This window comes from Clostridium chromiireducens, assembly GCF_002029255.1.
Taxonomy (GTDB): Bacteria; Bacillota; Clostridia; order Clostridiales; family Clostridiaceae; genus Clostridium; species Clostridium chromiireducens.
Window position 1 is genome coordinate 47,624 of the sequence record NZ_MZGT01000017.1, and the last position, 21,762, is coordinate 69,385.

Here is a 21,762-nt window from a genome sequence, read left to right on the forward strand (position 1 = left end):
AAAAGTCCTCCTATCTTAAAATGCTTCCTGCGATAACCATCTTTTGAACTTCTGAAGTTCCTTCATAGATTTCAGTTATCTTAGCATCTCTCATCATTCTTTCTACTGGGTATTCTTTAGTGTAACCATATCCACCAAAGATTTGAACTGCTTTAGTTGTAACTTCCATTGCAACATCTGCAGCAAATAATTTAGCTCTTGCAGCATCAAGTGAATAAGGTTCACCTGCTTGTTTCTTACATGCAGCTTTATATACTAAATGTTTAGCAGCTTCAATTTTAACGTCCATTTCAGCAATGTACCATTGTAATCCTTGGAATGCTGATAATGGTTTACCAAATTGTTTTCTTTCTTTCATGTAGTTAACAGCTTCTTCAAAAGCACCTTCTGCAATACCTAAAGCTTGAGCTGCTATACCAATTCTTCCTCCATCAAGAGTCTTCATTGCTATACCAAATCCCTTACCTTCTTTACCAAGTAAGTTTTCTTTTGGTACTATACAGTTTTCCATTACTAATTCAGTAGTTGAAGATGCTCTAATACCCATCTTATTTTCATGCTTTCCTACTGAGAATCCTGGGAATGATTTTTCTACTACAAATGCAGAAATACCTTTAGTTCCTTGACTCTTATCTGTCATAGCAAATATTATGAAAGTTTCAGCAACTCCACCATTTGTTATGAATATCTTTGAACCATTTAAGATATAGTTGTCTCCATCTAATACAGCAGTTGTTTGTTGTCCTGCAGCATCTGTACCAGCACCTGGTTCAGTTAAACCGAAAGCTCCAAGTTTTTTACCACTACAAAGATCTGGTAAATATTTTTCTCTTTGAGCTGGAGTACCGTTTTCGTTAATTACTGACGCGCATAATGATGTATGAGCTGAAAGTATAACTCCTGTAGTACCACAAACTTTTGATAATTCTTCTACAGCTATTATGTATGAAAGAACATCTCCGCCTGCTCCACCAAATTCCTTAGCGAATGGGATACCCATTACTCCTAATTTAGCCATCTTTTCAACATTTTCCATAGGGAATCTTTCTGTCTCATCAATTTCAGCAGCTATTGGCTTAACTTCATTTACTGCGAATTCTCTGATCATTTGTTGTACTAATTGTTGTTCTCTAGTTAATTTGAAATTCATTAAATTACCCTCCTTGTTATTTAAACCTATTCGATAACAAACTATATATAAATCTCTAATAGATTTTTAGCTAATTCTCTAAAAATTATTTATTTTGAAAGTTTTTTTCTGCTCTTCTTTCTAAAAAAGCAGTCATCCCTTCTGTTTGGTCTTCTGTTGCAAAGCATTTACCGAAGTCTTCTGCTTCTATTAATATAGCTGCATCTATATCAACTTGCATTCCTCTATCAATAGCATCTTTGCAATATGCAACTGCTTTTGGAGCATTAGCTGCAATTTTATTAGCCATAGCTTTTGCTTCATCTATTAAGTTTTCTAATTCAACTATTTTATTTACTAAGCCTATTCTGTAAGCTTCTTCTGCATTTATGATGTCACAAGTGTATATTAATTCTTTAGCTTTTCCTGGTCCTACGATTCTAGCTAATCTTTGAGTTCCACCGAATCCTGGAGTTATTCCAAGTCCTGCTTCTGGTTGCCCAAATTTAGCTTTTACTGAAGCTATTCTAATATCACATGACATAGCAAGCTCGCATCCACCACCAAGAGCAAATCCTGATACAGCTGCAATAACTGGCTTATCCAATTTTTCTAATCTTCTGAAAACATTGTTTCCTAAGATTCCAAATTCTTTACCTTGTTCTTCGTTAAGATCTTTCATTTCTGCAATATCTGCTCCAGCAACAAAAGATTTTTCTCCTGCACCAGTTAATATAACTGCATATACATTACTGTCCTTTTCTAAGTCTTCTAAAACAGTGTCTAAATCCTTTAATGTCTCTGAATTTAACGCATTTAATGCTTTTGGTCTATTGATTGTCACAATAGCTAAATGTCCTTCTTTTTCAAGAATCACATTTTTTAATTCCATGTTAAGGTCCTCCTTCAAACTTGCTTATTTATTTTTTAAATTTTCATACTATTTTTGATATTTTTAAACCTATTTGTTAATAATATAACAAATGAATTTAAAAAATATAAAGCTCTTAAGCCTTATCTAAAATTATAATATGTATTCAGATTATTTGCAATAAAATATTATGTTTTGAATGTAAGTTTTTAGTCTCTGTATTAAGGTATATAAAAAAATAACAAATCAGAATGCTGCTTATATACCATTTAGTGTTCTACACCCCTCATTATATCGTGATTCTCAAGGTAATGCGTTCAATTAAAACTATCTAAAGTATAATATTCACCAATCCAAAAATTCTCACTTATATTGAAATTAATCAGTATATTTACCTTAAAGGACGCGTATCAGGTAAATAACTATCTTAAAACATCTATGTATATACGGCATTCTTAATTTGTTATATTATTTCATAAATATATATCTTCTACTGTTCACTCTCATTTAATAAATAAATTAATGTCAATAAACTTTCACTCAAATGTACATTTTCAACTTTAACATGATCTGGTACTATTAAATCCACTGGCGCAAAATTCCATATTCCTCTTACCCCTGCTTTTATTAACTCATCAGCAACACCTTGAGCATTTTTTCTTGGAACACAAATTATTCCTATATCAATCTTCTGTTCTTTTAAAACAGATGATATTTCATCTATATCCATTATTTCTACATCTCTTATTCTCATTCCTATCAGTTTAGGATTAGCATCAAAAATAGCTGATATTCTAAATCCCAAGTTTTCAAATCTTGAGTAATTCGAAACTGCTTGACCGATATTCCCTGCTCCTACTAACGCTGCTCTATATCCTCTACCTAATCCTAGTATAGAGCTTATCTGATTATATAACTCCTTTACATTATAACCATATCCTTGTTGTCCAAAATCTCCAAAACAATTTAAGTCTTGACGAATTTGTGATGCAGTGAATCCAATTTTTTCGCCTAATTCTTTTGATGAAATTCTATCCACATCATTTTTCATAAGTTCCTCAAGATATCTATGATATTTAGGCAATCTTTTAATTACTGCCATCGATATATTTTTATTCTTATCCATATCTATTTTTCTCCTACTCAATAATATTTTGACTGCTTAGGTTGCTTTATATAAAGTCAATATTCGCTTCAATTATAATATAGTATAAATTTTAACAATGTATACTACCATTTGCTATAAATTTAACATTAACTAACCACTATGATTTATAATTCTACCATACTTCTATATTTTTATGTCAAGGTTAATCAAATTATTTTAAAAAATTATAATAACTTTGGTATAAATTTATTAGTTAAAACAGACTATCTCAAAATTGCATTTAAGACAGCCTAAATTTCATTATGGTTCTAATTTATTTGCATTTATATTTATATGAAACTTCAGCCACCTTAATCCACTTTTTCAACAAAGTTTTTTCATAAAAATATCTCAAAATAACTATAATCATTTTGAGATATTTACTATATTTAAACCATTAAATCGCCTTACTCACTTTGTTATCATTAAAAAATACATTATCTAAAATCATATTAAGAATACTATCACAAACATAATACGAAAATGTCAAATCATTGTGGTAATCTATCATTCCATCATATTGTTCTTGCAATTGAAGTATAAATTCTTTTATATTATCTGGCTCAATATTGGTATTAATTATTCCTGTCTGCTTAAAACCCTTAGCAAACTTAGCTAATTTCTTTTCATATGACATATGATTTTTCACAGCACTTGTGCTTTTAAATTCCCATCTATAATAGTGTGGGGCACAAAAAAAATCACATAAAAAGTGACATATTACTCCAAGCTCCTCACTAAACTTCCCAATTGTCATATTATAATGAACATCTTCTAATGTTAGCGATGAAAGATAATTAATTTTATCAACTATCATATCTATACTTTCATTAAAGTAATGTTTTTTAAATTTATATTTAGGCGCACAGTCTGGCTTTACGTTCCCCCATATAAATCTTTTATTATTTATTAAATAAACACTCTTTGTATTAGCGTGTTTCAAAATATTCTCTGCCATAGTTTTGTGAGTATTAATCATCAAAACATGATCACATCCTCTACATTATAATTCTTATAAAATAAACCCTTTTAATTATTTAATATATTAATTATAATTTTTAAATTTAATTAAATTTTATGCTCTATATATATAATAATACCCAGAGTTAAAATGTACAACACCTTATTTATAACTTGAGGCAAGTATTATCTGTCGAAACGCCCAGTAATATCAAGCCTGATAATTAATTAAACTATATTGACAAATAAATTATTTTAACCATATTATAGTCAATTACAATATATATTTATTGATAAGATTCTTTAATTAGAATAAATTCACAACAAAAAAGTTGCCTTAATTTATACTTTAAAACAACTCTTTTTCTTATATTTATATGTTACTCCTCTATATTTTAAATATTGATACTACTTCTAATAATTTATCTGCACATTCTTTTGTCTTTTGTGTTTGTCCTACAACTTCTTCTGTTAAATTAACTACCTCATTTGACTTATTTGCAATTAAAGTTGTTCCTGTAGCACCTTCATTGGTTGCCTCTGCTACTTCATCAATAGCTGTTATAATATCTCCTGTAGAGTTGATTAGTTCATCTGATATTTCACCTATAGCACTAACTAATTCATTAAATACAATAGCATCATTTCTGTATTGTTCCCCTGTGTCTACAAGTTTATTATAATCTTTCATCACTTGAGTTCCAATAAAATCAATTACTTCATTTGATGTTCCTTTGAGGTCATTCACAGCCATAACGACTTCTTTATTTATCTGCTGTATTTCTATTGTAGTTTCTTTTGAAGTTTCAGCAAGTTTCCTTATTTCATCTGCTACAACAGCAAATCCTTTACCAGCTTCCCCTGCTCTTGCTGATTCTATAGCTGCATTTAATGCTAGCAAATTCGTTTGCTCAGTTATTTCTAATATCTTAGCTGTTAATTCATTTATTTTATCTACCGCTCTAGATTTCTCTACAGCAACTCTTAAGCTTTCTCTCATTTTCGAAGTTATACTGCTAGATTGTTCTCTTGATTGCAACGCATTAGTTTTTAATTTTTTAGCTCTTTCTTCAATTTCCTTTGCAGTTACCTCTCCACTTTCAATGCTTAATTCCATAGTCTTTATTATGGATTTCATATTGGTTGATGAAGCATTTACTTCCTCTGTAGATGCTGCTGTTTCCTCCATGCTTGCAGATAACTCTTCCGTTGTTGCAGATACATCTGAAATTTTGTTATTTAAATCTTCTATTTTCCCTTGTGTAAACTCTATTGAATCTAAAACAATGCTACATTCACCTTTAATACCAGATATTATACTCCTTAATGATTTTTTCATTTCATCAATAGATTTAAACATTTTTCCTATTTCATCTTCTCTATCCATATATTTTTTATCAAGTTCTATTGTAAGATCTCCCTTTGCCAGTAACTCCATCTGTATTTGGGCATATCTTACCCCTTTTATCATTCTATTAATTACAATATGTATTACAAAAATAACAACTAATAATGACGCAATTGCTATAATTAAGATAACATTGAATATCTTATTGTAGCTCTCTAATATTTTCTCTTTTGGAATTTGACTACACAGGATCCAATTAGTATTCGTATTTTCCAAGTTAACTGGATATGCTACCATTAAAACTTCTTGTCCCTTTTCCACTGAAGTTCCATAAGTATAAAAAGCTTTACCTTGTGAAGTTTCACTTATAATTTTCGCCCAAACATCATTATTTTGTTTTGCATCTTTCATCTTTAAACTTGGATCTTCACCACTTGCTACATAAATACCTTTATTTGATATTAACTCAACTGTACCTCCAAGTGGTGTTTTCTCTAGCACAATATTTTCCAACGTGTCAAGCTTATAATCTATAGATATTACTCCTAAAAACTTCCCATTATCACCTAATATAGGCATTGCTAAAGATATCATTGAGATATCTTTCCCGTTAACATTATACACTGTTGGTTCAGTAATATAAGTCCCCTTTAACTCCTTCGGTCTATTATACCATGTCATATCTGTCTGTTCATCATATGCTGGTGCTACTACGATATGATCTCCATCCCTGCTTGCATATGGTATGAACTTTCCATCCTCCGCAAATTCTTCTTTACCTTTGTAGTAATCATCTTTTCCATCGAAATCATTAGTTTCAAATGCAACAGTTACTCCGAAGATTTGTGGATCTGTTTCTAGTATCTCCTTTTGCATCTCAATAACTAAGTCTCTATTTTGTGAATTAAGCTTTATTTCATTAATTAGCGAACCCCTTAAATCCTTACCTATTGTTTCTAACTTTTCAAAGTTAGACTTAATCTGTGTTGCATAGGATAAAGATATTTCTTTAGCTAAAGTTTCACTATCAGTTACACTTTTAGATTTTATTTGTACCAAAACACTTGTGAATACCCCTATATAACATAAGAGAATTATTGCTCCTATTATGATACTTATCTTCATTCCCAAGTTTAATTTTTTTATCATTAATTATATATCTCCCTTCATTTTATATATTAAATCCAAAAGATTCCAGGTGATAAATTAAAGCAAACATGACTTATCACTATATATAAATTGTTGTAATTAATTATATCATCGAAATCTCCTCAACTATAGCTTTTTATCCAATTTTCAAGTTTCTTCAACATTTTTAACCCGCCTCTAATTCGCTTTTAACATTTTTTAAATTAAATTTAACGCTTCACTCTTTTTCGCATTATCCAACAAAATAAGGCTATCCTAAAATATTTAAAATAATTTTAGAATAGCTTATCTTTACTATAGGAATTTATTATATTGTTGATTTTCGTTAAGTTTATTTAATAAATGTTTAATCTCTTGATCCTTATTTTTATCCATTACAAGTATAACATCACCAGCATCAACCACAACTAAATCCTTTATTCCGAATCCAATTATAAGATTCTTATCACCAAAAATCGAACAATTCTCACATTCATCAATATAAACATTTTGAGATATACTGTTATTTTTATCTGTATTTAACAATCGGCTTAAAGCACCAAAACTCCCCATATCATCCCAATTAAAATCACACTTTATTACATATGCTTTTCTTGTCCTTTGCATTACTCCGAAATCTATTGATATTCCATCTATGACTTCATATTGTTCCTCTATTGTTTTTTCTTCATTTTCCTCACCTAAGCTTTTATATATTTCCATTAATGATTTATGCAATTTAGGAAGATACTTTTCTATCTCTCTTAAAATAACATCCGCTCTAAATACAAACATTCCTGAATTCCATAAATAAGTGCCTTTTAGTATAAAATCTTTAGCTACTTCTGAGTTAGGCTTTTCAGTAAACCTTGCTATTTTATAAGTTGGTATAGTACCAGCAGTTCTTTCGCCCATTTCAATATAACCATACCCTGTTTCAGCTCTGCTAGGCTCAATTCCAAGTGTAACAATACATCTCCTCTTGTTTGCCATCTCAATTGCTTGGGATAACGTATCTATATAACTCTTCTCACCTTGAATATAGTGATCTGATGGTAATACAACCATAACTGCATTAGCATCTTGCTTCAATAGCTTTACTGCAGATAAACCTATGCACGTAGCAGTCTCCTTATTTGCAGGTTCTACAAAAATATTATCCTCTTTAATTCCTACAAGTTCATTTTTGACCTTCTCTTTATAGTCCATATTGGTCACAACATAAATATTATTTCTATCTATTAGCGGGATTATCCTATCAACAGTGTTAACTAAAAAGCTTTTATTGTTAATAAGCTTTAAAAATTGTTTTGGTTGATCGGCTCTTGATAGAGGATATAGTCTGCTGCCTTTACCTCCAGCTAAAATCAGCCCGTATATCACGCATTTTCAACTCCATGTAATGATACTAGTTCATTATATGTCAAAATATTGGTATGTGTGAGTCTATTACAAAAAGAACAACAATTTATTTAACCTAATTCTATACAGCTCTCACTATCTCATATTGTGCTGTAAAAAGTTCGTAGTATTCCCCCTTTACATCTATTAGTTCGTCGTGACTTCCTTGTTCTACGATTTGACCATCATTTATAACCATTATTCTAGTAGCATTTTTTATTGTTGATAATCTATGTGCAATAACAAATGATGTTCTTCCCTCAAGTAATTTATTTAATCCTTCCTGAAGTGCTTGTTCTGTTTTTGTATCTATACTTGAAGTTGCCTCATCTAAAATTAATATTTTAGGATCTGCAAGGAGTGCCCTTGCAAAAGAAATCAATTGTCTTTGACCAACAGATAATCTGCTTCCTCTTTCATTGACTTCAGTGTTATAACCATCTTTTAGATTGATAATAAAATCATGAGCTTTAACAGCCTTAGCTGCTCTTATTATTTCTTCATCAGTTGCATCTAATTTTCCATATTTTATATTTTCCAATATGGTTCCTGAGAAAATAAATGTATCTTGAAGCATTACTCCCATTTGTTTTCTTAAAGAATCTAAAGTTACATTTCTTATATTGTGGGCATCTACTAAAACTTCTCCAGAGGTCACATCATAAAATCTGCTTAAGAGATTTATAATTGTTGTCTTTCCTGCTCCTGTTGGTCCTACCAAGGCTATGGTCTCTCCTGGCTTTATCTCAAAAGATACATTTCTTAAGACTTCCCTATCTTCATCTTCATATTTAAATACTACATTTCTAAATTCAACAGACCCTTTAACTTCTGGAATATCATAAGCATCTGGCAAATTAGCTATAGTTACTGGTTCATCTAATGTCTCAAATATTCTTTCTAAATATGCCATTGCCATTATCAATGCATTATAGAAGTTAGAAATATTAACTATTGGATTCCAAAATCTCCATATGTACCCTACAAAAGCAATGAGGGTACCTATTGTTATCGATTCTCCTATTGAACGCACTCCTATTAAATATACCAACGAAACCGTAAATACAGATGTATTTTCTATCGCTGGCCAAAGCAGCAATTGGTATTTAACTGCGTTTATCCAAGTTCTTCTATTCTCATTACTTACTGTTTTGAACTTCTCTGCATTAACTTTTTCTCTAGCGAATGCTTGAGTAACCTTCATTCCACTTATACTTTCTTGTATATAAGCATTAAGATTTGATTGTTTATTACTATATATCTGGCTATTTCTTCTTTGAACCTTTACTAGTAAAGCTACTATTATTGCAAGGATAGGCATTCCAATCATACATACCATTGTTAATTTTGGACTTATAAACACCATAAATCCTATAATCACTAGGATACTAAATAAATCTGTTAACAGATTTATAAGCCCATTAGATAATAAATCACTTAATGCATTTACATAGTTAACCACTCTTACTAAAATTTTTCCATGTGGTCTGCTATCATAGTAAGAAAACGGGAGCTTTTGCAAATGATTAAATATATCTGATCTAATATTCTTAACTACTTCCTGTCCCACATAATTCATTGTTCTTATTCTATATCTCATACATAATGCACTTACCACTATGGTGATAAAGAATACTATACAAACTACAATGAGTCCTCTAACATCTTTATTAGGTATATTAGTATCCATGGATATTTTTACCAAGTAAGGACCAAGTAGTGTGGATACGCTTGATATTAGCATCACAATAAGAGTTGTTATCATTTCTTTTTTATAAGGAACCACATAGTTTAATAGCCTTTTACAATATTCCCAGCTAAATGGCGTGCCTAATTCTTCATCAACATCATACTTATTTCTTGCCATCTATCCCACCTCCTTGCAGTCTTCATTATCTTCTTCATCTAAATAATCACCATATTGAGCTTTATATACTCCATAATAATGTCCCTTATTATCTAATAATTCCTTATGGGTTCCGCTTTCTACTATTCTTCCATCATCTAACACCAAAATCAAATCAGAATCTTTTATGGATGAAATTCTATGGGCTATTATAAAGCATGTCTTATCTTTATATATTGTATTTAAATTCTTTTGAATCATTGCTTCAGTTTCTACATCTAGAGCTGATGTTGTATCATCTAATATTAATATAGAAGGTTCTTTTATTATTGATCTTGCAAGTGTTATCCTTTGCTTTTGTCCCCCCGATAAACCTACGCCTCTTTCCCCAACTACCGTTTCATAGGAATCTGATAAATTTTGAATAAAATTATTTGCATCTGCCATCTCAGCCGCCCAATTTATTTTATTATTATCTATTTCTGATACTCCATAGCTAATATTTTCTTCTATTGTATTAGAAAATAAAAATACATCCTGCATTGATATTGAAATATTTTTTCTTAACCCCTGTAAGTTATATTTTCTAATATCTATTCCATCTATTAATATTTCTCCAGACGTTGCATCATAAAATCTCTCTATCAAATTTACTATTGTCGATTTTCCTGCGCCAGTTTGTCCAAAAATCGCAACTCTTTGTCCAGATTTTACTTTGAAATTTATATTCTTTAAAACTGGTTCATATCCATACTCAAAATTAACATTTCTAAATTCAATTTCACCTTTCAATTTCTTAGGTTTAATTCCTTCTTCAGGATTTTTTATCTTTGTTTCCTCATTAACTAATATTTTTATTTTTCTTGCTGCTGCAATGAATCTTTGAGCATCATTAATAAGCCATCCTACCATATTCATAGGGTTATTTATAGCCCAAATAAGACCATTAAACATTACTAATTCACCCATAGTTAACCTATCATTTATAACGAAGATCCCTCCTGCTAAAATCATAACAATTGTAAACATATTTGACAAAGCATTAAGTATAGACAAATACTTTTGCGCAACATTTGCAAGTTCCATATTAGCGTCCATATATGCCTTATTTCTTTCCTCAAACTTTAATATTTCATAATCTTCTTTTGCAAAGGCTTTCACTACTCTATTACCACTTATATTTTCTTGAACTACTGTATTTAGCTTCGAAAATTGTTCTCTTATTCCAAAGAATATTGGATTTGCCTGCTTCGCAAATCTGTATGCACAGTATGCTACAATAGGCGTCAATGCAAACATTAATAAAGTAAATTCTACATTAATAAAAAACATGCTAATTATTGCAAATATAAACACAGTAACATTTTCACAAATATTATATATAACCCAAGCAACAAAATGCCTTACTGCATCCATATCTCCAGTCATTCTTGCCATTATATCCCCAGTTCTTGTTTTGTTATAATAATCTAAATCCAATTCTTGCAGCTTACTATACATTTTTTGTCTAAGTTCAAATATTACATTTTGAGATACAAACTCAAATGCCATTTGGTAAGTATATCTAATAATTGCTTTTATAACAGTAACTGCGACCATTACCCCCAGAATAGGGAATAGAATATCAGTCTTATTCTGTATAATCACTTCATCAACTAACCTTCCACTTAAATATGGATTAATCATAGCCATGAATGAGCTTAAAAGTACTGCTGTAAGTGCAATATAGAATCTAAATTTGTATTTATTTATATAACTAAAGATCCATTTTATGCTACTCATTAATCTCTCCTCCTTTTTTATATCTTTCTTTTTGACATGTTTAATTATCCAATAAATCATTTAGAATAAAAATGTACTTTTTTATTCATATGATGTATATTCTTATATATAAAGTTAATCTTATCTAATTAATTTTTAGGATAGATATAAGTAAAAGGGGTGATATTGACGTGTGCAGTGTAGGTATCAACATTGAAAATTTTAATCCTGAAATTTTATATGCATTTAAATTTGATAATAAAGATTTTATAAAGGCCGAATATCATTGTCATGATTTTATAGAATTTAGCTATGTAGTTTCTGGGTCTGTGACTTATAAAATAGAAGATAAAATGTATAAGATTCATGAAAAGACTCTACTTCCTTTTAACCCTGGAGTTTACCACAAGGAATCACTAAGCAAAGGTGAACAAAATACTGAACTACATATTGGTTTCCGAAATATCCAAATTGATGGACTTCCTTTTGATTATATTTTAAAACAAAACTCTGAAGTTCCATTGGAATTTAAACAATATAAAGAAGACTTTCATAAATGTTGTTTAGAAATAATAGAAGAGCAGGAAGCTTGTGAGATTGGAAAAGAACTTATATTAAAAAGCCTTATAATGAAATTAATTGCTCTTTTCTTAAAGGAGATTAACTATGTTAAAAATACTAAGAAGGTTGATAGATACGACTTTCCGTTTTATGATAAATCAAATATAGTAAAAATCATTTTAAACTATTTTGATAACAATTATATGAACAATGTTTCCTTAGATGACATGTCGAGGAACATGTACTTAAGTTCAGTATATATATCTAAAGTATTCAAAGATAAAACTGGTGAATCTCCTATCAATTATTTAATAAATCTCAGACTAGAAAAAGCTAAAGATTTATTAATCTCAACAGAATCTCCAATAAAATCTATAGCCCAATCTGTTGGCTACAGTGATGCTTATTATTTTAGTAAGCTATTCAAAAAATATTATGGCCATTCACCATACAAATATAGATTGGCTAATAAGTAATTATTTAAATATAAGATTCAATATTACTGGAATAATCCATTGGTAAGTATTCTTAAAGTTATAACTTAGTTGAAGCCTTACAATAATCAAGTGTATATTCTTCACTAGAAATAATGAGCATGTTTTGTGAAGTGTTTCATATGAAATTTTGATGGTTTTGATTCTTAGATTAGAAGTTGTTCCAAATGTGCTAGTTCAAAGCTTTGTCTTTGAGGCTAGCACTTTGGGCACAACTTCTAATCTTAGAATCATCCATTAAAATTTCTTAGAAACCGTAACAAAATCATGCTCATTATTTCGATAAGTTATGCACTTAATTATAGGTTCTCCATTGTGTTTCCTTCGCCAACTAGGCTATAGAAATCTTTTGTAAATACTTCTACTGCATTTGCAGTTGCATCATGTTTAATTAATCCTTCTATTACATCAGGTGCTGCTGTGATTGATCCAATTCCATACTTACATAAATTTAAAACTTGTTGTGAATTCTTGAAGCTTGCCGCTAATACATCCGCGTTTAATCCATGCATTTTAAACATGTCATGAATATCTTTTGCCACTTGAACACCATCAGCTCCCATATTATCTAATCTATTTACATAAGGTGCCGTATATCTTGCTCCTGCTTTTGCCGCTATGAATGCTTGCATTGAAGTATAAATGGCTGTAGCGGTAATATTTGCATTTTCCTTACTTAATAATTTCATAGCCTTTATTCCTTCGCTTGTTACTGGGATTTTAATATAAGTATCTTTTCCAAGTACCTCAAGCATATGGTGTGCTTCATCAATCATTTTTTCAGCAGTTAATGATACAACTTGAGCATGAAGCTGCGCTCCGTCTGGTAAAAACTCTCTAATTGCTTTTAATACCTCCATAGGATTTTCACCTTGTTTTTTTAGAATAGATGGATTAGTTGTCACCCCATCACATGGATAAAATTCATAAATTCTCTTAATAGCCTCTAAATTTGCGTCATCAATTAATACTAACATCTCTCTCTTCCTCTCTGCTTTAAATTTATATAATTAATTTTAATAAATACTAATGCTTTGTACTTAACTCTAACTTACTTGCTAGTTTTCTCTATTGACCTATCAATAAAATTACTACTGTTCTACTTTATTAAATTCTTTATTCCCGCGGAATAAGCAACATTATAAAACTCTTTCATTTCTTCATCAGTATACATCCTAGGATTATCTTCAAAGCAATAATCTAGATTATTTATTAAATTATATTTTGCTTTTGCAAGAGGATTATAATTTAATAATTCATATTTTACTTTTGAATAGATACTTGAAATATATCCACTTATATCATGAATATTATTTTTATTTGCTGTAAATTGAGGTATTAGCGGAGTTCTTATTATCACATCTTCCTTCTTACTACCTCCCAAAATAAGCTTAATATTCTTCTTAATCAATTCGTTACTAACACCAGTAAAAGATTTATGCTTATCATCATCAAATATCTTTAAATCCGCAAAAATTGTATCTACATAAGTCAGCACTTCTACTATATATTCAGTAGGCACGAATAAGGAGGTTTCAATCGCTGTATTTATTCCAGCTTCTTTTAACTTCTTAAGTAATGCAATTGCAAATTTTTTCTGGTACAATGGTTCCCCACCAGATAAGGTTACTCCACCACCGTATTTAAAAAACGCTTTATCCTTTAGTGCTATTTCCATAACTTCATCTATAGTATAATTTTTAGAATCCATAGTTAACGCTCCACTCGGACAAATATCAGTAACAATTTTATTTTGCTCATCTGTACATTTATCTTGGACAACACATATTTTATTATTTTTTCGTATAATTGATTTATTGGAGCAGTTTTTAATACATAAATTACAATCAATACACTTATTTTCAAAATGGATCAAATGTTCCTTAGGAGAAATGCCTTCGGGATTTTGACACCAAACACATTTAAGTGGACATCCTTTTAAAAAAATTGTTGTTCTTATTCCCTCTCCATCATGTGTTGAAAATCTTCTTATATCAAAAATTCTTCCTGTCAAAGACGTATAATCTTTTTCCATAAGCTATATATCCCCATAACTTGTTCTTGCTATAATTTCGTTTTGCAATTCTCCTGCAAGTTCAGTGAAATATGCTGTATATCCCGCTACACGTACAGTTAAACTGCGATAATTTTCTGGATTCTTTTGTGCTGCTAATAGATCTTCTTTACGTAAAACATTAAATTGAATATGTGGTATTTCTAAATCTACAAAGGTTCTTAAGAATCTTGCAAACTTATCTCTTCCAATCTCATTCTTAAAAAATTCAGGTAAGAACTTCATATTTAATAAACCACCATTAGTAGTTAATACATTATCTAATTTTGATACAGATTTTAAGACAGCTGTAGGTCCTGCAATATCTCTTCCATATACAGGTGACATGCCACCGTCAGCTAAAGGTGCCTTTGCATGTCTTCCATCTGCAGATGCTCCTACATTTTCCCCCATTGGAACATGGGCTGATACTGTATACATTCCTGTATGATATTTACCTCCGCGGTAGTTTGTATAGGATTTAAGCTTTCCATTGAAATATATTGCCCACTTAGCACCAATTTCATCTACCCATTCAATATCATTCCCGTATTTAGGTGCACGATTTAATAGCATAGCCCTTATTACTTCATATCCTTCAAAGTTATTTTGAAGAGCTTTTAACAATTCTTCTTTAGAAATTCTCTTTTCATCATATACTAAAAGTTTTATCGCAGCTAGGCTGTCTGCTAAATTTGCAACTTGTATCATTTGAATTCCTGAAAGATTATATACTGCCCCACCGGCAGTAACATCTACACCTTTCTCAATGCAGTCATCAATAACTGATGATAAGAATGGTGAAGGCAAAACATCTATGTGAGCTTTTTCAACTTGTTCGCAAGCTAAAATCATTTTATCAATGAAATAATTTATTTGCTTAGCAAAGGCTTCCTCTAAATCCTCATACTTTTCATAAGTAGTTAGATTACCTAGATTTTGAGCCAATGAATCCCCTGAGATTAAACATTTCCCACTATTTAGCGTTAACTCTAAAACCTTGTTTAAGTTAAACATTGCAGCATCACTCCAGCCAAGATTATTACCTTGGGTTGTAAGTTCTACACATCCAACAATGGCATAGTCTTTTGCGTCTTTTTCTTTGATTCCTAAGTCTATCATAGATGGTATTACTGATTCGTCATTAAAGAATTGTGGCATTCCACTTCCTTTGGCTACAACTTTTATACTCTCTTTTAATAGCTCTTCTGATGTATTTTTATGAAGTCTTACAGATAGATTAGGTTGTGGCAGGCCTAAATGTTCTTGAGCTTTTAAGAATAAGAAAGATAATTCATTTGTAAAATCATTACCTTTTTCATCTTGACCACCAATTGCAATATTAAATCCTATAGGGAAACCTGCAAAAAACTTAGCACTATGAGAATTTCTTAAATAAACTATTTCATTAAACTTAAGCCAAAGACATTCAATTATTTCTAAAGCCTTTTTATTATCTAATTTTCCAAGGTGTATATCTCTTTTATAATATGGGTATAAAAATTCATCCATTCTTCCTGGTGAGAATGATGATGCATTTGATTCCATATGAAGTATAACAAATAGAAACCAAACTGCTTGCATCGCCTCATGGAAAGTTTGTGCCGGCCTTCTAGAAATATTCTTACAAATATCTGCAACTTGAAGCATGCTTGATACTAATTCTTCCTCGCATACTGACTCAGATTTCTCTTTCATTAAATCGTGGTATCTAATCATAAATTCTTGAGCACCTTCCATGACAATAACTACACTTTCATAAAAATCCTTGTTTTCTTTAGCTGCATTATTCATTTTTTCAAGTGCTCTTTGTTTAATCCCTTCCGGTCCAAGCGTAAGCCAATCTCTACAATTTGGACAAATATGTCCTTGAGCATGATCTTTTTGATTTATCTTTACCACTTTTGCAATTTCATCAATTTCTTTTCCATATCTCTGCCTAATAACATCTTCTAATGAGTGCCCATCCCAATATGGCTTAATCACTTCCCTAAACGTTTCTATATCATCTAAATTTATATTGAACTTATCTTGAGGTCTGGTTGGCAGTGTTTCAAATTCTTTATCAATCCATGAACTTCCACTCTCCGGAAAAATAACACCATATCTGACCCCTTTAGTGCGGTTACCTACTATTAATTCTTCATCATCAACACCGATTTCTAATTTTGAAAGAGAATTTTTTAATGCTAATGCTCTTTTAATAATAACTGATTTGTCTTCATTCTCTTTATATGTTTCAGTTATTATAAGTGCTTGTTCAATAGATGCATATCTCTTTTCAGATAACATCTTCTCCTTTAGATTTTTAATTCTTGGAGACATGACTAATTCACTCATTTCTCTTTCTCCTTTCTACTTGTTTATTATTATTTATTATTGTTACAATCTAATTCTATCTTATTTTGAATTGTTTTTCAATATATTCTTTATTATTTTATATAGTTTCCTCCAATTAATAATATTTTATTTGGAGAATAATGTGTACTCACTATGCTGTCGAAAATTTAATTATTTAGTTTATTACTATTCCTACTGAAATTTAGAAATTGCTTGTCTATATTTATTAAAAACAAAAGGCAATAGAGTAATCCCTTGCCTTTTTTATATATTTCCCACTCTATTTTTGTTTTAGAACTTTTATATATTCTCTTGCAAAATCTATGGCTGCATCAATATTTGGAGCATCATTTCCAATAGCTAAACCGTAATCTATACCATCATAATTCCAATCCATCCAATAATTTTCTTCAGAACTAATTGGTTTGTGTTCTAAATCTGTTTCACCATTCTCTTTCTCACCATAATTAAATTTTACATCCTGTGTAACCATGCAATTAATACCATCAATATTTACTTCCGTTATAACTTTAGCATCAGTCCTTTTAGGTTCTCTCTTTATGGGAATTACCTGAAATTTGTGTCCTTTATCATCTTCATATGACGCACTAACAATTCTGCTCAACTTATAATCTTTTTCTAGTTCCTCAAATGCCTTATCATCATCTATGGACCTTTTTAACTTTTCTTGTATCTCTTTTGCATCTTTATATTTCACATCCTTAGCCATTATCGTTACCATTGGACTGAAAACATAATCGTCTACTTTGTCATAAGTATATTCACCAATTTTCTCAGGCAAATTGACTTTAAAACCAAGACGTCTTTCCATCGCCTCCCTATTATCATTTGTTATAAATACTGGTCCCTCAACAACTGGAACCTCTGTATCCTCTGACTTTTCTACAATATTACCAGAATTATCAGGTAAAAATATTGTTTTCAACGCTTCTTGCGCAGCAGCCCTTGCTCCTGGCGAAAATGTAAAAACACCAACAATAGCAAATAATACACAACATACAGGAACTAATACTTCTTTTCTTGTATTTTTTATACTGAAATATTTTCTCTTCCTCATTTCTTTCTCCTTATTATTCCAAGCCTCATTAAAAATATCTCTTGAAGCTTTAATATCAAAAATACTATCATTTATAGCATACTTTATTACCTTCCCCAAATAATCCTTATCTTTCATTTTTAATTAGACTCCCTTCTATTTAACTATACTCATTCCATTTTCCACCTCAAAGCAATTGCCTAATTGCTTCTTTAAAGCAGCTCTGGCATAAAACAACCGTGATTTTACCGTGGCCTTAAAGCAACCTGTAACCTTTGAAATTTCCTCTATTGTCATATCATTATAATAATAGAGAATAACAACTGTCTTTAAATTGGGACTTAATTTGTTGATTGCACTCTGCATTACATGTTTTATCTCATAGCTATCAATTATGTTTTCCTTTTCTTGATTCTCATCAAAAAATAAACATTCGTTTTCTGATGTTATTTCTAACGGAACTAACTCTGATTGCTTTTTTGTCATTTTCCAGCCTGTTCGCATAAGAATTTTAAAAAACCATACTTTAAATGCTTGCGGCTCTTGAAGTTTATTTATTTCCATGAAGCATTTCATATATGTCTCTTGAAGTATGTCTTCAGCAATTCCTCTATTTCCTGATAAAAAATATGCAGTAGCCAACGCCTTTTTTTCTACAGTTTGCAAAAGTTCGCGAAATGCTTCCTTCTCTCCGTTCTTGCAACGCGTTACTATTTCTTCTATCTCCATCTTTGCACCTCTCTTCTTTTTTGGAGCTCCTATAATATAAGAGGAATAAATTAATAAAAAGGTTTTATTAATTTTAATTTTTCTTTTAATGGGAGCTATTAATTTATAAATCCTAATGCCATTTCTGTAATTCTTTTGCACTAGTTTGTTTTTTTAGCTATGAATAAATTATACATAAAAAGGTAATTATTAGGAGTTTATTTTTTTCTTAAAAAAATAAGCTGTCTCAAAATAGAAATTTAAATTTCTATTTTGAGACAGCCTTTATTTGTAAATAAAGCCAAATTAAGTTATTTATATTTATAATTTATTAGTATTAATTAAATACGATTTGTTCTATTCACACACTTTTCCTGGATTCAGTATATTTTTAGGATCAAAAGCTAATTTAATTCCTTGCATTATACCAATACATTCACTTGGAAGTGATTCTTTTAGATATCCCTTCTTTGCAAATCCTATTCCATGTTCTCCCGATACTTGTCCTTCTAATTCTTTAGCCTTATCATACATTATTTGCATAACTTCTTTTAATTTTGATTGCCATACCTCTTCATCAAGATCATCTCTTAATATATATATATGCAAATTTCCATCTCCAGCATGTCCAAAACTTTTTATTCTTATATTAGCAGTACGTTCAAGTTCATGAGTGAAAGTAACAAACTTTCCTATTTGATTTCTTGGTACAACAACATCAACTTCATCCATTTCAGTAGTTAAAGCTTTAATTGCTTCAAGAAAACAACCTCTTGCTGACCATATTGATTCTTGTCTTTCTTCAGTATCTGAAATCAATACATCTAATGCCCCAGCTTCTAAGCAAATATTTGCTACATTTTCATAATTCTTTTCAATTTCTTCTGTAGAATTCCCATCAAAAGTTAATAACAGATATGCATCAGATGATTTATCCGGAAAGCTTTTTCCTAAAAATTCTTCAGCTGCAAGTATTGCCTCTCTTTGCATAAATTCAATTGCTGTTGGTATGGACTTAGATTTAATTATTTTAGGTACAGTATCTATCGCCCTTTCAAGACTTTCAAACGGAATGAGTAAGCTTAGAGCCTTTTTAGGAAGTGGTAATAATCTTAAAATAGCCTTTGTTACTATTCCTAAAGTTCCTTCAGAACCAACTATTAGATCTTTTAATGCATACCCCGAGCTGTTTTTAACAACTTTTCCTCCTAAATTCACTACATCGCCATTTGGGAGTACAGCTTCAAGTCCTCTTACGTAGTCTCTAGTAACTCCATATTTTACGGCTCTCATTCCACCTGCATTAGTACTTATATTTCCACCAATTGTTGCTGATTTTTCACCTGGATCTGGTGGATAAAACAAGTCAAATTCTTCAACATATTTTCCTATATCCATTAGTAGTACTCCTGGCTCTAATGTAAGAGTCAAATTTTCTTCATCTAATTCTAATATTTTATTCATTCTGCTAAGATCTATAACAATTCCGCCTTTGAGAGGAACTGCTGCTCCTACAAGCCCTGTACCTGATCCCCTTGGGGTTACAGGAATACTATTTTCATAGGCATATTTCATAACTTTTGAAACTTCATCTGCACTTATAGCTTGAATCACTATATCAGGCATCTTTTTAATTCCACCTAATTCATCATGACTATAATCTTCATTTATTTCTTCTCTAAAGAAAACTCTTTCTTTATCATCTTCCGCAATAGATAATATATATTCATAATCTCTTAATTCAACTTCTTTATAGCCCATAGTCTATGCCTCCTTAGCCATTTTTATTTTTTCTATTAATTCTGGAATTACTTCATACAAATTACCAACAACTCCGTAATGAGCAACTTTAAATATTGGTGCTTTATCATCATCATTTATAGCAAATATATAATCTGAATTATTCATTCCTGCTGTAAATTGAACTGCTCCAGATATTCCGCAAGTTACTATAAGCCTAGGTCTTACAGTTCTTCCACTCAATCCAATTTGTCTCTTTGCATCAACCCAGCCTGCTTCTATTAGTGGTCTAGTACATGCAAATTCTGCACCTAAAAGTTTGGCTAATTCTTTTACTAATTCTAAATCTTTTTCTGATTTAATTCCTCTTCCTGCTGCTACTATCACTTCAGCATCGCTTATTCCGACTTCAGCATCTTTTTTCTTTATATTAAGTGCTGTTATGTTTGATTTAAGTCTTTCTTTTCCTATATTGCATTTAATTATTTCACCTAAAATTTCCTCACTTCTTTTTGGTGCTGTCATAACTTTATACCTAACAGTAGCTAGTTGAGGTCTAGAATTCGGAGTAACTATTTGCGCCATTATATTACCGCCAAAAGCTGGTCTGATTTGAACTAAATCTGTATTTTCTTTCATATCTAATATTGTACAATCTGCTGTAAGTCCAGTTTTAAATCTTGCGGCTATTCTCGGAGCTAAAGAACGTCCTATAGTTGTAGCTCCAACTAAAATAGCTGTTGGCTTAACATTGTTAATAAAATCTTCAAAAGCGCCTGTATATGGTTCTATTCTAAAGTACTTTAATTCTTCATCATCATATACGAACACTTTGTCTACACCATAATGTAAAAGTTCTTCAGCCTTATGAGAAATATTGTTTCCAATAAATACAGCATAAACTGGGTGATTTATTTTGCCAGCCAATTCTCTTGCTTTTCCTATTAATTCATAAGTAACAGGATGTATTTCTCCATCTACATGATCAACATAAACGCCTATTCCATTCCAAAGACTTTTATCTATCTCTTTAACTTGTTCTTCTATATATTCAACAGCACCTTCAGGACCCTTTTTAACGCATAGCTTACACATTTTGCATGCTCCGCTTATTTCAACTACTCCATTATTATTTTCAAGAGCACCAAAAGGACATATCTTAATTAACTCATCAACATTTAATATTTTTTCTTGATTTATTACTAACTTTGCCATAAC

At 30.6% G+C, this 21,762-nt stretch carries 16 protein-coding genes; 1 reads left to right on the top strand and 15 read right to left on the bottom strand.

Features of this window, described 5'->3' with window-relative positions:
* Nucleotides 1-10: 10 nt before the first annotated feature.
* The 8 genes from CLCHR_RS07960 to CLCHR_RS07995 all read right to left on the bottom strand — a co-directional run bounded on the left by CLCHR_RS07960 (nt 11) and on the right by CLCHR_RS07995 (nt 11,612).
* Nucleotides 11-1,150: an acyl-CoA dehydrogenase gene (locus CLCHR_RS07960; protein ID WP_079439167.1), complete on the bottom strand. Its 1,140-nt coding sequence runs from the start codon at nt 1,148-1,150 to the stop codon at nt 11-13.
* An 85-nt stretch (nt 1,151-1,235) separates the two neighbouring features.
* On the bottom strand, nt 1,236-2,021 hold the full coding sequence (locus CLCHR_RS07965; protein ID WP_079439168.1) for a short-chain-enoyl-CoA hydratase: 786 nt from the start codon (nt 2,019-2,021) through the stop codon (nt 1,236-1,238).
* Between the two features lie 469 nt (nt 2,022-2,490).
* Nucleotides 2,491-3,126, bottom strand: coding sequence for a redox-sensing transcriptional repressor Rex (locus CLCHR_RS07970; protein ID WP_079439169.1), 636 nt, complete (start codon nt 3,124-3,126; stop codon nt 2,491-2,493).
* Between the two features lie 418 nt (nt 3,127-3,544).
* Nucleotides 3,545-4,126, bottom strand: a complete 582-nt coding sequence (locus tag CLCHR_RS07975; RefSeq protein ID WP_079439170.1) for a zinc dependent phospholipase C family protein — start codon at nt 4,124-4,126, stop codon at nt 3,545-3,547.
* Between the two features lie 369 nt (nt 4,127-4,495).
* Nucleotides 4,496-6,604, bottom strand: a complete 2,109-nt coding sequence (locus CLCHR_RS07980; RefSeq protein ID WP_079439171.1) for a methyl-accepting chemotaxis protein — start codon at nt 6,602-6,604, stop codon at nt 4,496-4,498.
* A 294-nt stretch (nt 6,605-6,898) separates the two neighbouring features.
* Nucleotides 6,899-7,966, bottom strand: a complete 1,068-nt coding sequence (locus CLCHR_RS07985) for a mannose-1-phosphate guanylyltransferase (protein ID WP_079439172.1) — start codon at nt 7,964-7,966, stop codon at nt 6,899-6,901.
* A gap of 100 nt (nt 7,967-8,066) precedes the next feature.
* Nucleotides 8,067-9,851 (bottom strand): ABC transporter ATP-binding protein, encoded by a 1,785-nt coding sequence (locus CLCHR_RS07990; RefSeq protein WP_079439173.1) that lies wholly within the window; start codon nt 9,849-9,851, stop codon nt 8,067-8,069.
* Complete coding sequence (locus CLCHR_RS07995) at nt 9,852-11,612, bottom strand: ABC transporter ATP-binding protein (protein WP_079439174.1); 1,761 nt, start codon at nt 11,610-11,612, stop codon at nt 9,852-9,854.
* Nucleotides 11,613-11,782: 170 nt separating this feature from the next.
* Here CLCHR_RS07995 and CLCHR_RS08000 point away from each other — a divergent pair, with 170 nt between their 5' ends.
* Nucleotides 11,783-12,628 carry an AraC family transcriptional regulator gene (locus CLCHR_RS08000; protein WP_079439175.1) on the top strand — a complete coding sequence of 282 codons (846 nt, stop codon included), beginning with the start codon at nt 11,783-11,785 and terminating at the stop codon, nt 12,626-12,628.
* Between the two features lie 317 nt (nt 12,629-12,945).
* Here CLCHR_RS08000 and CLCHR_RS08005 read toward each other — a convergent pair whose 3' ends face one another.
* From CLCHR_RS08005 to CLCHR_RS08035, 7 genes are all read right to left on the bottom strand, one after another.
* Entirely contained in the window at nt 12,946-13,623 is a 678-nt protein-coding gene (locus CLCHR_RS08005; RefSeq protein ID WP_079439176.1) for a transaldolase family protein, read from the bottom strand.
* Between the two features lie 122 nt (nt 13,624-13,745).
* Entirely contained in the window at nt 13,746-14,681 is a 936-nt protein-coding gene (locus CLCHR_RS08010) for a glycyl-radical enzyme activating protein (protein ID WP_079439178.1), read from the bottom strand.
* A 3-nt stretch (nt 14,682-14,684) separates the two neighbouring features.
* Nucleotides 14,685-17,039: a glycyl radical protein gene (locus CLCHR_RS08015; RefSeq protein WP_079439179.1), complete on the bottom strand. Its 2,355-nt coding sequence runs from the start codon at nt 17,037-17,039 to the stop codon at nt 14,685-14,687.
* A gap of 280 nt (nt 17,040-17,319) precedes the next feature.
* Entirely contained in the window at nt 17,320-18,234 is a 915-nt protein-coding gene (locus CLCHR_RS08020; RefSeq protein WP_079439180.1) for a hypothetical protein, read from the bottom strand.
* An 18-nt stretch (nt 18,235-18,252) separates the two neighbouring features.
* Nucleotides 18,253-18,825, bottom strand: coding sequence for an RNA polymerase sigma factor (locus CLCHR_RS08025; RefSeq protein ID WP_079439181.1), 573 nt, complete (start codon nt 18,823-18,825; stop codon nt 18,253-18,255).
* A gap of 336 nt (nt 18,826-19,161) precedes the next feature.
* The gene (locus CLCHR_RS08030; protein WP_079439183.1) at nt 19,162-20,565 is read right to left on the bottom strand and encodes an FAD-binding oxidoreductase; all 1,404 of its coding nucleotides are present in this window, start codon (nt 20,563-20,565) and stop codon (nt 19,162-19,164) included.
* Nucleotides 20,566-20,568: 3 nt separating this feature from the next.
* Nucleotides 20,569-21,759, bottom strand: a complete 1,191-nt coding sequence (locus CLCHR_RS08035) for an electron transfer flavoprotein subunit alpha (RefSeq protein ID WP_079439185.1) — start codon at nt 21,757-21,759, stop codon at nt 20,569-20,571.
* Between the last annotated feature and the right edge of the window lie 3 nt (nt 21,760-21,762).